Origin of the sequence: Mesorhizobium sp. CA16, assembly GCF_020165175.1 — a bacterium.
Classification (GTDB): Bacteria; Pseudomonadota; Alphaproteobacteria; order Rhizobiales; family Rhizobiaceae; genus Mesorhizobium.
The window spans coordinates 90,659-104,837 of the sequence record NZ_JAIUHP010000016.1; the positions used below are offsets into that span (position 1 = coordinate 90,659).

Annotated in this window: 14 protein-coding genes; 8 read left to right on the plus strand and 6 right to left on the minus strand. The window is 64.5% G+C overall.

The genetic code is table 11. From position 1 onward, the window contains the following. Positions 1-89 precede the first annotated feature (89 nt). Complete coding sequence (locus LB525_RS21575; protein WP_140544202.1) at positions 90-671, plus strand: TetR/AcrR family transcriptional regulator; 582 nt, start codon at positions 90-92, stop codon at positions 669-671. A 54-nt stretch (positions 672-725) separates the two neighbouring features. Beyond that, positions 726-1,514, plus strand: a complete 789-nt coding sequence (locus LB525_RS21580; RefSeq protein ID WP_224546794.1) for a class I SAM-dependent methyltransferase — start codon at positions 726-728, stop codon at positions 1,512-1,514. Between the two features lie 278 nt (positions 1,515-1,792). Here LB525_RS21580 and LB525_RS21585 read toward each other — a convergent pair whose 3' ends face one another. From LB525_RS21585 to LB525_RS21605, 5 genes are all read right to left on the minus strand, one after another. Beyond that, positions 1,793-2,815: a LacI family DNA-binding transcriptional regulator gene (locus LB525_RS21585; RefSeq protein WP_224546813.1), complete on the minus strand. Its 1,023-nt coding sequence runs from the start codon at positions 2,813-2,815 to the stop codon at positions 1,793-1,795. An 87-nt stretch (positions 2,816-2,902) separates the two neighbouring features. Beyond that, complete coding sequence (locus tag LB525_RS21590; protein WP_224546815.1) at positions 2,903-3,697, minus strand: ATP-binding cassette domain-containing protein; 795 nt, start codon at positions 3,695-3,697, stop codon at positions 2,903-2,905. A 4-nt stretch (positions 3,698-3,701) separates the two neighbouring features. Next, positions 3,702-4,688, minus strand: coding sequence for an ABC transporter permease (locus LB525_RS21595; protein ID WP_224546817.1), 987 nt, complete (start codon positions 4,686-4,688; stop codon positions 3,702-3,704). 107 nt (positions 4,689-4,795) lie between these two features. Next, complete coding sequence (locus LB525_RS21600; RefSeq protein ID WP_140844574.1) at positions 4,796-5,728, minus strand: substrate-binding domain-containing protein; 933 nt, start codon at positions 5,726-5,728, stop codon at positions 4,796-4,798. Positions 5,729-5,996: 268 nt separating this feature from the next. Further along, positions 5,997-7,154: a fumarylacetoacetate hydrolase family protein gene (locus LB525_RS21605; RefSeq protein WP_140844209.1), complete on the minus strand. Its 1,158-nt coding sequence runs from the start codon at positions 7,152-7,154 to the stop codon at positions 5,997-5,999. 198 nt (positions 7,155-7,352) lie between these two features. On the opposite strand from LB525_RS21605, the gene LB525_RS21610 reads away from it, so the two are divergent. The 6 genes from LB525_RS21610 (at position 7,353) to LB525_RS21635 (ending at position 13,430) form a co-directional block, all read left to right on the plus strand. Further along, on the plus strand, positions 7,353-8,636 hold the full coding sequence (locus tag LB525_RS21610) for an NAD(P)/FAD-dependent oxidoreductase (protein WP_224546819.1): 1,284 nt from the start codon (positions 7,353-7,355) through the stop codon (positions 8,634-8,636). 103 nt (positions 8,637-8,739) lie between these two features. After that, on the plus strand, positions 8,740-9,627 hold the full coding sequence (locus LB525_RS21615) for an ABC transporter permease (protein ID WP_140845780.1): 888 nt from the start codon (positions 8,740-8,742) through the stop codon (positions 9,625-9,627). Then, positions 9,624-10,442 carry an ABC transporter permease gene (locus LB525_RS21620; RefSeq protein ID WP_224546822.1) on the plus strand — a complete coding sequence of 273 codons (819 nt, stop codon included), beginning with the start codon at positions 9,624-9,626 and terminating at the stop codon, positions 10,440-10,442. Before LB525_RS21615 ends, LB525_RS21620 begins: the two co-directional genes overlap by 4 nt. 27 nt (positions 10,443-10,469) lie before the next feature. Then, complete coding sequence (locus tag LB525_RS21625; RefSeq protein ID WP_140845782.1) at positions 10,470-11,540, plus strand: ABC transporter substrate-binding protein; 1,071 nt, start codon at positions 10,470-10,472, stop codon at positions 11,538-11,540. 206 nt (positions 11,541-11,746) lie between these two features. After that, positions 11,747-12,355: a cupin domain-containing protein gene (locus LB525_RS21630; RefSeq protein WP_224546824.1), complete on the plus strand. Its 609-nt coding sequence runs from the start codon at positions 11,747-11,749 to the stop codon at positions 12,353-12,355. Next, positions 12,345-13,430, plus strand: coding sequence for an ABC transporter ATP-binding protein (locus LB525_RS21635; RefSeq protein ID WP_224546826.1), 1,086 nt, complete (start codon positions 12,345-12,347; stop codon positions 13,428-13,430). The genes LB525_RS21630 and LB525_RS21635 overlap by 11 nt, the downstream gene beginning before the upstream one ends. A 16-nt stretch (positions 13,431-13,446) precedes the next feature. Here LB525_RS21635 and LB525_RS21640 read toward each other — a convergent pair whose 3' ends face one another. Continuing rightward, positions 13,447-14,145, minus strand: coding sequence for a GntR family transcriptional regulator (locus LB525_RS21640; protein ID WP_224546828.1), 699 nt, complete (start codon positions 14,143-14,145; stop codon positions 13,447-13,449). Between the last annotated feature and the right edge of the window lie 34 nt (positions 14,146-14,179).

The window sequence follows — 14,179 nt, forward strand, 5'->3', positions numbered from 1 at the left end:
AGTAAGTAACATGCTGGAAGTTACAGACCGGTAACACCCTAGTCAAGAGGTGGCGACGGTTTTTTTGGAAACGACGAAAGGAGAGCATGATGACTGACGGCGTTGCGGAGCGTTCCCGTCCCCGGGACCGAATCCTGGAGACGGCGCAGGACATGTTCCACAAGCACGGCATCAAGGGTGTGGGCGTCGACGCCATCACCGAGGCTGCCGGCACCAACAAGATGACGCTTTACCGTCACTTCGAGTCCAAGGACGAATTGATTGTCGAATGCCTGCGCGCAACGGCGGCAAAGGCTTCGAGGATCTGGGACGAATTCGAGGCCAAGCATCCCGGCGACAAGCTCGCCCAGCTGCATGCTTGGGTGCAAAAGGCTTCGGAGCTGCTCAGCGCCGACAGCCGCGGCTGCGACATGGCCAATGCCGCCGTCGAGCTCACCGAGACCGATCACCCGGCAAGGCGCGTCATCAAGGAACTGAAGGAAGCCCAGCGCGAGAAGCTGGTCGCGCTTTGCCGCGATGCCGGCATCGGCCAGGCCGAGCTTCTCGCCGACACGCTGTCGCTGCTGCTCGAAGGCGCGCGCGTCTCGATGCAGAGCGTCGGCGCCGAAGGTCCGAGCGCGCAATTCGTGCGCATGGCCGAAAGCCTGATCGCCTCGTTCCGGGCGCGCTGATCTCTTCGCCTCGTCCTGATTCTGTTATGCTGTTCCGGAAACGGGCGCTAGACGATGGGTCAGGCAAGTTTTCCGGAGATGTATGAGCGCTGGCTCGTGGGTCCTCTCTTCCGCCCCTGGGCCGAAGTGACCTTCGAAGAACTGAAGCTGTCTCCAGGCCATCGTGTGTTGGACATCGCCTGCGGCACGGGAATAGTTGCCCGGGTTGCCAGGGAACGGCTCGGTGCCGCCGGATATGTCCTCGGCATCGACATCAACGCAGATATGCTTGCTGTCGCGCGCACCGTGGCGCCAGACATCGATTGGCGCGTAGGCAATGCCGGTGCACTGCCCCTCCATGACGGAGAGCAGTTCGATTTGATCGTCTGTCAACAAGGGCTGCAGTTCTTTCCCGATAAGTCCGCTGCGGCGGCGGAGATGCGGCGAGCACTGGCGCAGGGCGGCCGGCTGGCCGTTGCCACGTGGCGCCCCGATGAGGAAATCCCCTTCTTTCGGGATCTCCGCCGCGTCGCCGAGCGCCTCCTCGGTCCAGTGGTGGACCTGCGCCACAGCTTTGGGAATGCGGCGCAGATCGAGGTGCTGCTCCGGGACGCCGGCTTCCACGACGTCCGATCAAGGACAATATCGCGCAGGATACGCTTTGAGGACGGGGCGCCTCTCCTGCGGTTGAACACGATGGCCCTGGTCGGCATGAGCGCCGCCGGCAAGGCAATGGCCGATCAGGAACGCAAGCACGTCGTGGAGGACATCATGAGCGGGAGCGCGCCCGTGCTGCAGTCTTATGCGGATGGATCGGGGGTCGCTTTCGACCTCAGCTCCAATCTGGTGACGGCGAAAGGCTAGGCGCGTATCGGGTCAGCATTAGGTAGCTTCGCCTCCGCCTTTGGCACGCAAAGAAAAAGCCCGCTGCCGGGAGGAGGTGGCAGCGGGCTCGATTTCGAATACGGCACGGGAGGAGGTGTACCGCACTCAGCGTCGGCATCACATCTGGGAGGAGGAGACGGCCGACACCCAGATAAATACGGGGCGCCTAACGATTCGGCAATTGCGAAACCTGCATAGCTGCTGTGCAGAATTGCGGGATCAATCGTCAGACAAATAAGCGAGGGGCGCGCTCCGCACTACTGCGCCGGGACGTTTTCCTTGAAGATCAGCCGCGGCTCGATGAATTTCTTCGTCAGGTATGGCGCCGACGAGGCAATGGAGCCGAGCAGACGGATCACCGACTGCTCCGCGATCAGCCGCGCATTCTGGTCGATGACGACGTCGGCAAGATCGTCGACGAGATAGCGGCGCGTTTCCCTGGTCAGGTCGTGGCAGATGAAGACCGGCTTCAAACGCGGCTTGATCTCGAGCAACGCCTTGGCCACGCCGGAGCGTCCGGCGCCGACGCAATAGATGCCGAGCAGATCCGTTTCGTCGTGCAGCGCCTTGACGGTCGCGCGGTAGCTGGCGTCCGGCTCGTCGTTGCTTTCGGCCGCGCTTGAGACCGTGAGGTCGGGAAATTCTTCGGCGAGCACCGAACGAAAGCCCATCTCGCGCTCCTCGTGGCCGCGATAGGAGCGCGAGCCGACCACCATCGCCAGATGTCCCTTACGGCCACCGAGGAAGCGGCCCATCAGCAGCGCCGCCGTGCGGCCCGCCACCCGGTTGTCGATGCCGACATAGGCCGAGCGGGGCGCGGCCGGCACATCCGAGATTAGCGTGACCAGCCTGATCCCGGCATCAACCAGCTCGCGCAGGATGTTGCGCGTGCGCGGATGGTCGACGGCGATCACGCCGACGCCGTTGGCCTTGAGCGACAGGTTCTCCACGGCACTCTGCAGTGCGCCCGGCGAAATGCCGGCAAGATTGTGAATGCGGCAGGACGCGACCAAGGGCAGGCGCTGGGCATAATCCTCGATGTGATAAGCGAGATCGGCCATGAAGGCGTTGGACCCGATCGGCAGGAAGAATTCGAGATGCGCCGGCTTCGACGGCAGCACGACCTGGTCGAGCGTCGGCAGATAACCGAGCTGCTTGGCCGCCTCCAGCACGCGCTGCCGGTTGGCAGCGCTTGCACCCGGGCGGTTGTTGAGCACCCGGTCGACGGTCGCGGTCGACAGGCCGCAGCTCCGGGCGATATCGGCTACGGTGGCTTTCATGGGTCCAGTCATAGGCGCTGATGCAATTCTGTGCCAGCGGCGGGCGTGAAGCGGCTGCCGGCCGCCGATCGGCCTGCCGGTCAGCTCTCAGCCATGCTGCTGCGGGCCGTCGGAAATCGCGTCGCGGATTTCCTTGTCCGACATGCCGGTGATGACGCGCTCGACCTCGGCGACCGTTGTCTTTTTCGGATCGATGTCGTCGGCCACCACCTTGCCCCGGCGCATCACCACGATGCGGTCGACCACCTGGAAGACGTGGTGGATGTTATGCGCGATGAAGATGCAGGAATGGCCGGAATCGCGCGCGCTGCGCACGAAGCTCAAGACCCCTTGCGTCTCGGCGACGCCGAGATTGTTGGTCGGCTCGTCGAGGATGATGAGATCGCTGTCGAAATGCATGGCGCGCGCGATCGCCACGGCCTGCCGCTCGCCGCCCGACAGCGAGCCGATCGGTGTCGTCGGCGGGATGTTCTTGGTGATGCCGACCTGCTTGAGCAGGTCGCGCGCTACCGTGTTCATTGCGTCCTGGTCCATGCGGTTCAGGAAGCGCGGCGCCTTGATCGGCTCGCGCCCGAGGAACAGGTTGCGCGCGATCGACAGCTGCGTGACCAGCGCCGAATCCTGGTAGATCGTCTCGATGCCGTGGGCAATGGCATCGCTGGTGCTGCGCAGCGTGACCTTCTTACCGCGGATGAAGATGTCGCCGCTGGTCAGCGGCACGGCGCCTGACAGCACCTTGATCAGCGTCGACTTGCCGGCGCCGTTGTCGCCGAGCAGGCCGACGATCTCCTTTTCATTGACGTGGAAATTGGCGTCCACCAGCGCCTGCACGCGCCCGTAGGACTTGCGGATGTTTGTCATGCGGATCAGAGGCTCGGCCATCGTCTTAAGTCCCCGCCTGGTGCCGGCGTTCGAGCCATGAATGCAGCGCCATCATGCCGAGGATGATCGCGCCGATGAAAATGTTGTAGGCGAGCCCCGGCACGCCGATCAGCACGATGCCGTTGCGCATCACGCGCAGGATCAGGATGCCGAGCACCGTGCCGATGATCGTGCCGCGTCCGCCGGTCAGCGCCGTGCCGCCGATCACCACCATGGCGATGACCTCGAGCTCGTAGCCCGTGCCGCTGTTGGGATTGGCCGCGGAGGTGCGCAGCGACGAGATCACGCCGGCGAGCGAGGCCATCACCGCTGACAGGATGAACAGGCCGACCTTGACGCGGCTGACGTTGACGCCGCGCGCGCGGGCCGCGTTCGGATTGCCGCCGGCGGCCTGGATCCAGTTGCCGGTGCGGCTCTGCGTCAGCACATAGCCCAGCACGACCGCGGCGCCGATGAACCAGAACAGCGAGGCGTAGATGCGGAAGGGTCCGACATAGAAGTCGCCGACCAGGATGTTCGCCAGCCAACTGCCTTCCGCGCTCCAGGTGCGCTGCGGAAAGCCGTCGGTGATGAACAGCGCCGAGCCGCGCACGACAAGCAGCATGCCGAGCGTCACCAGGAAGGACGGGATCTTGAGCTGGGTGACGAACCAGCCATTCACCAGCCCGATCAGGGCAGCGACGATCAGCGCGATCAGCAGGCCCATTTCCAGCGAGGTGACGCCGCTGTTGAAGAGCGTCCACATCAGCACCGGCGAGAAGCCGAACAGCGAGCCGACTGAGAGGTCGAATTCGCCTGATGTCATCAGCAAGGTCATTGCCAGCGCGATCAGGCCGAGCTCGACGGTGAAGGCCAGGATGTTGGAGATGTTCTGCGGCGACAGGAAGTCGGGATTGATGCCCCAGAAGACGACGAGCTCGACGATAAGCAGCACCAGCGGGCCGAATTCCGCTCGAGCGATGAAACTTTGAATGAAGGAACGGTTTTCCATTGAGCCCGCGGCGTGAATGACTGGCTGAAGCCCACTCCGATCAGGCAGGGCTCGACGGTACAGGAAAGCGGCCGCGGCCCGAAAGCCGCGACCGTGGATGTCAGGGATTATTTGCCGGACAGGATCTTGTCGTAGACGCCGGCGGTGTCCTTCTCATAGAGCGCGCCGGTGATGACGTTGAAGCCCGGAGGAATGCCGCTGGCGGCCATGTTGGCCAGCGAAAGCGCCACATAGCTGGTCGCTTGCGGATCCTGCCACTGCCCGGCATTGACGTAGCCGTTCAGCACTTCCTGCGTTGTGTCGAGCGAGTTGCCCCAGCCGACGACCGGGATTTCGCCGGGCTTGACGCCGGCCTGGTCGAACACGCGCTTGATCGAGCCGGTGACGAGGTCGCCGAGGCCGATGATCGCCTTCACCTTGCCTTTGTGGGCGGTGAGATAATCGACCATGCGGTTGATCACTTCGGCCTGGTCGAGTGTCGCTTCTGTCACCTCATAGGTGATGCCGGCCGGTCCGAACACGCTCTTGATGCCTTCCTCTTCCTGCACGCCATAGGTGGCGCCGGGAACCTCGACCGGCATCCAGACGAAATCGCCCTTCTTCACCAGGCCTTTGTCGACCAGATATTGCGCCCAGTGCTTGCCGAAGGTGACGTTGTCGCCGCCGACATAGGCGTTGAAGTTGGCCTTCGGATCGGGCGTGTTGAAGTTGATGATCGGGATGTTGGCCGCGCGCGCTTCCTTGACGATCTCGACAAGGCTGCCCGGATCGGGGCTGGTGGTGACGATGCCATCTGCCTTGGCTGAGATGGCGGCTCGGACGGCTTCCTGCTGCGAGGCGACATCGCCATTGTGGAACGAGGTGTTCACCTTGTTGCCGGTGTCGCTCGCCCATTGCTTGGCGCCGGCCAGGAAGTAGGTCCAGACCGGATCGGCCGGGCCGCCATGCGAAATCCAGTAGAACGTCTTGGCCTCGGCCATCGCCGGAATGGCGATAGCCGCGATCAAGCCAAGCACGAGCAGTCTTAGCCGCGAAAGCATTCGATTTCCTCCCATGTTGAACTCTCCTCCTGGATCGGTGCGACGCGACCTTGGCCGCATCTCCTGCCCGCGCCGACCGGAACGTCTAGAGCATTCTCTTTTTCAGGCAGTGGCAAGCCTCCATCGCCAATGGATGTTGGCACAGGCGCGCGCGCCATCAGCAATCCCATCAGATTGCATCAGCAGCGGTGATATTCGTTGGGCAAGCGGCGCCATCGACCATCCGCTGCACGGATTGGCCTCCAAGCAACCGCCCTTCGGTGCGCGGTTAGATCAGGCCCGCCTTGGCTAGGTCGCGCATCAGATGGCTGGCGCCGTAGGTCCAGTGCGGGCAGTCCGGCGACAGCCTTACACGGTTGACCAGCGCGCCGAGCTTTTCCGACGAGATGGTGACGATGTCGCCGACCTTGTGCGTAAAACCCTTGCCCTTCTCGCCGCGATCCTTCGAGGGTACGAACATGGTGCCGAGATAGAGCGCCAGTCCGTCGGGATATTGGTGGTGCGGTCCCATTGCCGCCTTGACCAGTTCCTCCGGCGAACGGCTGATTTCCGCCATCGAGCTCGCGCCCTCCAGCGAGAAGCCATCCTCGCCCTCGACGCTGAGCCGCACCGTGGCGTGCTTCACGTCGGCGATGGAGAAGGTTTCGTCGAACAGCCGGATGAACGGCCCGAGCGAGGCCGAGGCGTTGTTATCCTTGGCCTTGCCGAGGAGCAGCGCCGAGCGTCCTTCGACGTCGCGCAGATTGACGTCGTTGCCGAGCGTGGCGCCGACGATACGGCCCGAACTGTCGGCGATCATGGCGATCTCCGGCTCCGGATTGTTCCAGGTGGAGACCGGATGCAGCCCGACATCGGCGCCGAAGCCGACGGAAGCCATCGGCTGGCATTTGGTGAAGATCTCGGCGTCGGGGCCGATGCCCACTTCGAGATATTGCGACCAGGCGCCGCGCGCGATCAGCTTGGCCTTGATCTCCATCGCTTCCGGCGAGCCGGGCTTGAGCTTCGACAGATCGTGGCCGATCAGCCCGGCGATGTCGGCTCGGATGGCGTCGGCCTTTTCGGCCGAACCGCGCGCTTGCTCCTCGATGACGCGCTCGAGCAGGCTGACGACGAAGGTGACACCGGAGGCCTTCACCGCCTGCAGGTCGACGGGCGACAGCAGGATCGGCTTCCCGGCGTCACGTTTGGCCTCGAAGCTGTTCGCCGCGATCTCTTCCAGCGCGCCGATCGCCTTGCCCTTGGCCGAGCGCAGATAGTCAGCCGGATCCTTCAACTCGCAAAGATCGCGCACCGTAGGCGCCGCGCTCGAGGTAATGTCGATCACCTCGCCGTCCCGCACCGTCACCACCAGCGGATGGGAAGCGGCGCTGGTCTTGGCGCGGCCGACGAAAATTCCATCGGCGGGCAGACGGGTCGGATCGGTCATGGCATCATTCCTCTCAATTTTTCGCGCGCGGCACTTTTCCCCGATTTCGCGGAAACGTCTATCCCGCCAGCCGCAACATTTGCGACGATGCATGTGCTGTCACACAGCCACGGCCGAACTGGCCCATCGAAGCGCCCTTTCAAATCCATGAAATCGGCAATAGGATTTTCACGAAGCTCCAGCGCGTAGGTGATCCTCTTGGCCGAAGCCTTTTCCGATCCGATCTGGCGAAAGCCCCAGGCGGCCTCGGCGTTCCAGTCTGAGCTTTCGGCCGGCGGCGTTCTTGACGTGGTCATCGTGGGCGGCGGCATCATGGGGCTGTCGACCGCGCTCCATGCGGCGCGCGCGGGCCGTTCCGTCCAGGTGCTGGATGCCGGCGCGATCGGGCAGGGCGCTTCAGGCCTCAATGGCGGCCAGGTCATCCCCGGCCTCAAATACGATCCGGAATGGCTGATCGAACACTTCGGCAAGGAACGCGGCGAAGCCCTGGTCGCGTTCTCCGCCTCGACGGCCGATGCCGTGTTCGACGTGATCCGTGACGAGAAGCTGGCGGTGCCGTTCACACGCAATGGCTGGATCCAGGCCGCGCACACCAAGACCGCGCTGAAGGCAGCGGCGAACCGGGATCGCCAATGGCGCTCGCGGGGTGCCGACGTCGAGCTGCTCGACAAAGCGGGAATTGCGGCGATGACCGGCGCCAAAGGCTATCTCGGCGGCTGGCTGGACCGCCGGGCCGGCGTCATCGATCCGCTGTCCTATACGCTCGAGCTCGCTCGCGTCGCCGCGGCCGCCGGCACCAGGATCGCCGAGCAACAGCGGGTGGTGAAGCTCTCCAAGGAAGCCGGCGCATGGCGGGTCTCGACACAAGGCGGCGCCGAATTGCGGGCCAAGTCGGTCGTGCTCGCCACCAACGCCTATACGGACGGGCTGCTGCCTGGTCTTGCCCAGACGATTGTGCCGCTGCATTCCTTCCAGATCGCCACCGCGCCGCTTCCGGCCGAGCTTGCTGCAAGCATCCTGCCGGGCGGTCAGGCCGTTTCCGATTCCCGTCGCATCCTGGTCTACTACCGAAAGAGCCCCGACGGCCGGATGGTGCTGGGCGGTCGCGGCCGCATGGCGCTGCCCTCAAGCGCCGCCGACTGGGCACATTGCGAACGCGCGCTCACCCGCCTCTATCCGGCGCTGGGCGGCATCGCCATCGAAAAGCGCTGGTTCGGCCGCGTGGCGCTGACGCCGGATCACCTGCCGCATCTGCATGAACCGGAAAAAGGCCTGCTCGCGGTTGTCGGCTGCCAAGGCAGGGGCGTCGGCCTGATGAGCGCGCTGGGCAAGCGCACGGCAAACTACCTTGCAAGCGGCGACGTGAGGCAGTTGCCGTTTCCGCTGTCGCCGATCAAGCCGATCCCGTTCCACGCTTTCCGCCAAGTCGGCGTCGCCGCGGCAATCACCTGGTACCGCATGCTCGACGCGTTCGAACGCTGACGCCGAATGCGTGCAGCGCACAAGCGAATCTGCTTGACAGTTTCATGAATATGAAAAAACATCAGGCGATTTCAAAAATCCGATGGAGCCAACAGGCACTTCGATGTCGACCATCGCCGCAACACGGCCCTTGCCGGAAAACCGCATCTCGCCGGTCTTCCGTTTCGCCATGCTGCTGCCGGGCGGGCTGGTCACATTCTTCCTCATCCTGTTCGCGCTTGGCCTGGTGGTCTTTCTCGCCTTCAGGGGAAATGACGGCTCGCTGCTCGGGGTTGGTCTGACGGTCGAAAATTTCGTCACCGTCGCCACCGATCCGCTCTATTGGACGGTGACGCTGCGCTCGCTGGTCATCGCCGGCCTCGTGACGCTCGCCACCGTCGTCACTGCCTATCCGGTCGCCTATTACCTCGCCTTCCATGCCGGGCGGCGCCGCAACCTGCTGCTCTTCCTGGTCACGCTGCCCTTCTGGACCAGCTACCTTTTGCGCGTCTTCGCCTGGAAGATCGTGCTTGCCTATAATGGCGTTCTGAACTCGGCCTTCATCGAGACCGGCCTTTGGAAGGAGCCGACGCTCGCCTTCCTCAACACGCCGGCCGCGGTCGTGGTGACACTCGCGCACGCCTACGCGCCCTTCGCCATCCTGCCGATCTACGTGGCGCTGGACACGATCCCCAAATCGCTGCTCGAAGCCGCCTCCGATCTCGGCGCGCGGCCCTTCACCAGCTTCCGCCGCGTCGTGCTGCCCAATTCGATGCCGGGCGTGCTGGCGGCGGCGCTGGTCGTCTTCGTGCCGACGGTCGGCGACTATGTCACGCCGGCCATGGTCGGTGGTCCGGCCAGCACCATGATCGGCACGCTGATCCAGTCGCAATTCGGCAAAGCCAATGACTGGCCGTTCGGCGCCGCGCTCTCGGTCTGTGTCATGCTGGTCATCCTCTGCGTGGTGCTGGTCGCGCGCGGCGCCGACCGCCGGTTCGGCAGCCGCACATGAGCGCCCGGGCAGACATCAATAGCGACGGCCGCTGGCTCGGCGTCTACGTGCTTGGCTATCTCGTCTTCCTCTATCTGCCGGTGCTCTTGATCCCGCTGTTTTCTTTCAACAACTCGATCCAGGCGGCGTTTCCGCTGCAGGGTTTCACGCTTGAATGGTACTGGACGCTCTACGGCAATCCGGCGCTGTCCGGCGCCCTGGCCAACAGCCTGGCCATCGGGGTCATCGCCGCCTTCGGCGCGACGCTTTGCGGCATCACCGTTTCCTACATGGACCTCTACGGCCGTTCGCCGATCGCCGCCACCATCAGCGCCATCGCTCGCCTGCCGATCCTGATCCCCGGCGTCATCGTCGGCATCTCGCTTTTGATCCTGGTCAATCTGATCGGCCTCGGCCCGTCGCGCGTTTCGATCGTGCTCGGCCACATCCTCGTCGCGCTGCCGACGACGGTCGTGGTGATGCGCAGCCGCTTCGCCGCAATCCCGAAGACGATCCGCGAGGCGGCGCTCGATCTCGGCGCTTCCGACTGGACGACGTTCCGGCGCGTGATGCTGCCGCTCAGCTTGCCCGCCATACTGTCGGCCTTCATGCTCTCTTTCCTGATTTCCTTCGACGAGTTCATCGTCGTCTTTTTCCTCGCCGGCACCGAGCCGACGCTGCCGCTCTACATCTGGAGCCAGCTGCGCTTCCCGCGCTCGCTGCCGACCGTGATGGCGCTCGGCACGGTGATCCTCACTGTCTCCTTCATCATCGCGGGCACAGCCGAAATCCTTCGCCACCGCGGCCTCGGCGCTGCGCACCGCAATCCAGCCTGAACCACAACAAAGAAGAGGAGAACGAAAATGACAGTCCACCTGAAATCGATCGCCGGACACAAAGCCCGGGCTGGCCTTGCCGCGCTGGCGCTCGCGCTGTCGTCGACAGTCGCTCTTGCCGCCGACAAGCTGCAATATTTCACCTGGTCGGGCTACGAATTGCCCGACTTCAACAAGAGCTTCCTTGCCGCGCATCCCGATGGCGTCGAGGCGACGATCTTCGGCGATGATGACGACGCCTTCACCAAGGTCAAGGCCGGCTTCCGCCCGGACATCGCGCATCCCTGCTACGACAAAGTGGCGCGCTGGAACAAGGAAGGCCTGCTGCAGCCGATCGACACCAAGCGCATCAAGAACTGGGATTCGATCTTCCCGGTGTTCAAGAACCTGCCCGACTTGCAGGCCGGCGACGGCAAGGTGTGGATGGTGCCCTGGGATTGGGGCAACACCTCGATTCTCTACCGCACCGACCTGGTGAAGAACCCCGAGGCGAGCTGGAACCTTCTGTGGGACAAGCAATATGCCGGCCGCATGGCGACCATCGACGCCGTGCACGACACGCCGATCGTCGCGGCGTTGCTGGCGGGCGTGAACCCCTTCGACATGACGCCCGACCAGATGGACAAGGTGGCCGAAAAGCTGCGCGAGCAGCGGCCGCTGCTGTCGAGCTACACCACCGACATGACCTCGGTCGAGCAGGCGCTGGCCAGCGGCCAGCTCGTCGCCGCCATGACCTGGAATGCGTCCGCCACCTCGCTCAAGAAGCAGGGCGTGCCGGTCGAATTCATGAAGCCGAAGGAAGGCATGCTGACCTGGGCCTGCGGCTTCGTCATGCTCAAGGACGCCAAGAACGTCGATCTCGCCTATGACTTCATCAACAGCCGGCTCGACGCCGACTCCGGCAAGTTCCTGATCCAGTCCTATGGCTACGGCAGCTCGCTGTCGACCGCGTTCGCCGGCGTGTCGAAGGAGGAGCTGGAGAAACTGCAGCTGCCGGCAGATCCGGACGTGATGCTGAAGAGCACCATCTTCACCGGCCCGATGAAGCAGAATGACGATATGGCGAAGATGTTCGAGAAGGTGAAGGCAGGGGGCTGACTAGCTCCTCCTTCTCCCCTTGTGGGAGAAGGTGGCCGCGAAGCGGCCGGATGAGGGGTGCTCCAGGGAACACAGACGTCTCACTTCGCTGGAACACCCCTCATCCGTCTCGGCGCTGTCGCGCCGATCCACCTTCTCCCGCAGGGGGAGAAGGGTGGGCCTGGCGGCGCTGCGCCACACCGGGGAAAGACAACAAGGACCAACGCATGGACATTCTTGACGAAGCGGCGGCAAAGCCGAAAGACGATGCCGATATCCGCGTCGGCCGGCGCGTGCGGGCGCTCAGGCTCGAGCGCAAGCTGTCGCTGGCCGAGCTCGCGGCCAAGGCCGGCATCTCCATCGGTGCGCTCAGCCAGATCGAGCGCGGCATGTCCTCGCTACGCGTCAAGGTGATCTGGCCGCTCGCGGCGGCGCTCGACATCGAGCCGTCGGCGCTGATCGCCGACGGCAATGAAGCGGTCAACGATCTCTATTGCGTACGCGCCGACAAGCGACGGCAGATTCCGGTGAAATCCGAAGGCATCGCCAAAGCGCTCCTGTCGCCGCCGGCGGCGACGCTGACCGGCATGCTGGTCACGGTCGAGGCCGGCGGCGGCACGGCGGAAGCCTACGCCCACGCCGGCCACGAGTTCGGCTTCGTCATGAACGGCGAAGTCGAGCTGGTGGTAGACGCCACGACCTATGTGCTCAAGGCCGGCGACAGCTTCGCCTTCAAGAGCACGCTGCTGCATGCCTTCCGCAATCCCGGCGCCGAGCGTTGCCAGATCCTCTGGGTCAACACGACAAAACCGTCCGAGGTGCGTGATGGCGCCTGACGCGCTCGTTCGGCTGCAGAAGGTTTCGAAGGTTTTTCCTGGCGGCATTGTCGGGCTTGATAATGTCGATCTCGACATCGCTCCCGGCGAGTTCCTGACCCTTCTCGGCCCGTCCGGTTGCGGTAAGACGACGAGCTTGCGCGTCATCGCCGGGTTTGAGAGCCCGACCAGCGGCGATGTGCTGCTCGACGGCCGCGACATCACCGGCCTGCGGCCCTTCGACCGGCCGGTCAACACGGTCTTCCAGGACTACGCGCTGTTCCCGCATATGGATGTCGCCGCCAATGTCGGCTTCGGCCTGTCGCTGCGCAAACTCACCGGCGCCGAGCAGGCCAAGCGGGTCCGCGAGGCGCTCGACATGGTAGGCCTTGCCGACAAGCTGCGCGCCCGCGTCTCCGAACTCTCCGGCGGCCAGCGCCAGCGCGTCGCCTTAGCCCGCGCCATCGTCTGCGAGCCGCGCGTGCTTCTGCTCGACGAGCCGCTCTCGGCGCTCGACGCGCATCTGCGCGAGCAGATGCAGGTCGAATTGAAGCGGCTGCAGTCGCGGCTGGGCACCACCTTCGTCATGGTCACGCACGACCAGACCGAGGCGCTGTCGATCTCCGACCGCATCGTCGTCATGAACAAGGGCCGCATTGAGCAGATCGCGCCGCCGGCCACACTTTACGACCGGCCTGCGACACGCTTCGTCGCCTCCTTCATCGGCACCATGAACCTGTTGCAGTCGCGCTTTCTCGGCCGCGACGGCGAGCGCCTGCGCTTTGCCGCCGGCGACCTGCCGCTGGAAGCGATCTCAGACGGCGGCGAGACGCCGGCCGCCGGCGACACGCGAACCATCGGCGTGCGGCCGGAAGATCTCCTGGTTGTCGGTGAAGCCGGCGAAGGCACTGCGCCGGCACGGGTCAGCGGCGTCGTCTTCCATGGCCGCACGCTGCGCCTGCATGCCGAGCTCGGACGGGGGACTTCGATCGTCATCGATGCCCCACGCCGCGCCGACGGTACTCAATTCAGCGTCGGCGACGTGGCGCATGTCAGCCTGCGGCGCGGCGCCAACTGCCCCATGCTTTCCAACTGATGGAACGGACCTAGGCTCAAGACGCCTTGGCGAAGAATCCCTGATAGTCGGACTTGGCCTGCAGCAGGCGCAGGATGTTCTCGCGCGAGCCGCGCACATGCGCGCGGGCGCGCTCGCCGGCCAAGGCGACATCGCCGGCGCAGATCGCGTCGACGATGCCGGCATGTTCCTCGCGGGTGAGCTTCCATTCGTCCAGCCACAGAAGCTCGGTCCACACATATTGCTGGCATTTGTCGAGGATGCCGCAAAGCATGCCATGCAGCATCTCATTGCCGCTGATTTCGGCGATCACCCGGTGCAGGTCGATGCCGACCTGGAGCTCCTCGAATTTCTCCCGCGTGCTGCGGTCCGGGATCGCCGCCAGCCGCTCGCATTCGGCGAGCATCTCGCGCAGCCGTGCCTTGTCGGCGGCGGTCGCGTTGGCCGCCGCCAGCTCGGTCGCGCGCCCGTCGAGCAGCTCGCGGATATCGAAGGCCTCGCGGAACATGGTCAGGTTGAACTCGGCCACCACATAACCCTGGCGCGGCCGCCCGATCACCAGCCCGTCGCGCTCCAGCCGGTTGAAGGCCTCGCGCACCGGCGTGCGGCTCACCTTCAGCCGCTCGGCGATTTCGTTTTCCGTCACGCGGCCGCCCGGCGGAATCTGGCCGGTGATGATCAACGCCTTGAGCTTCTCGAACACCGAGTCGCGCAGCGTGTTCTTTCTCTCCTTCAAGCGTTCCGCCTCCAACGGTCAGCCATGGAATCGC

Coding starts and splice junctions, on each gene's coding strand:
- LB525_RS21575 (WP_140544202.1), top strand. CDS start 90: ATGACTGACGGCGTTGCGGAGCGTTCCCGTCCCCGGGACCGAATCCTG.
- LB525_RS21580 (WP_224546794.1), top strand. CDS start 726: ATGGGTCAGGCAAGTTTTCCGGAGATGTATGAGCGCTGGCTCGTGGGT.
- LB525_RS21585 (WP_224546813.1), bottom strand. CDS start 2,815: ATGAAAGCCACCGTAGCCGATATCGCCCGGAGCTGCGGCCTGTCGACC.
- LB525_RS21590 (WP_224546815.1), bottom strand. CDS start 3,697: ATGGCCGAGCCTCTGATCCGCATGACAAACATCCGCAAGTCCTACGGG.
- LB525_RS21595 (WP_224546817.1), bottom strand. CDS start 4,688: ATGGAAAACCGTTCCTTCATTCAAAGTTTCATCGCTCGAGCGGAATTC.
- LB525_RS21600 (WP_140844574.1), bottom strand. CDS start 5,728: ATGCTTTCGCGGCTAAGACTGCTCGTGCTTGGCTTGATCGCGGCTATC.
- LB525_RS21605 (WP_140844209.1), bottom strand. CDS start 7,154: ATGACCGATCCGACCCGTCTGCCCGCCGATGGAATTTTCGTCGGCCGC.
- LB525_RS21615 (WP_140845780.1), top strand. CDS start 8,740: ATGTCGACCATCGCCGCAACACGGCCCTTGCCGGAAAACCGCATCTCG.
- LB525_RS21620 (WP_224546822.1), top strand. CDS start 9,624: ATGAGCGCCCGGGCAGACATCAATAGCGACGGCCGCTGGCTCGGCGTC.
- LB525_RS21625 (WP_140845782.1), top strand. CDS start 10,470: ATGACAGTCCACCTGAAATCGATCGCCGGACACAAAGCCCGGGCTGGC.
- LB525_RS21630 (WP_224546824.1), top strand. CDS start 11,747: ATGGACATTCTTGACGAAGCGGCGGCAAAGCCGAAAGACGATGCCGAT.
- LB525_RS21635 (WP_224546826.1), top strand. CDS start 12,345: ATGGCGCCTGACGCGCTCGTTCGGCTGCAGAAGGTTTCGAAGGTTTTT.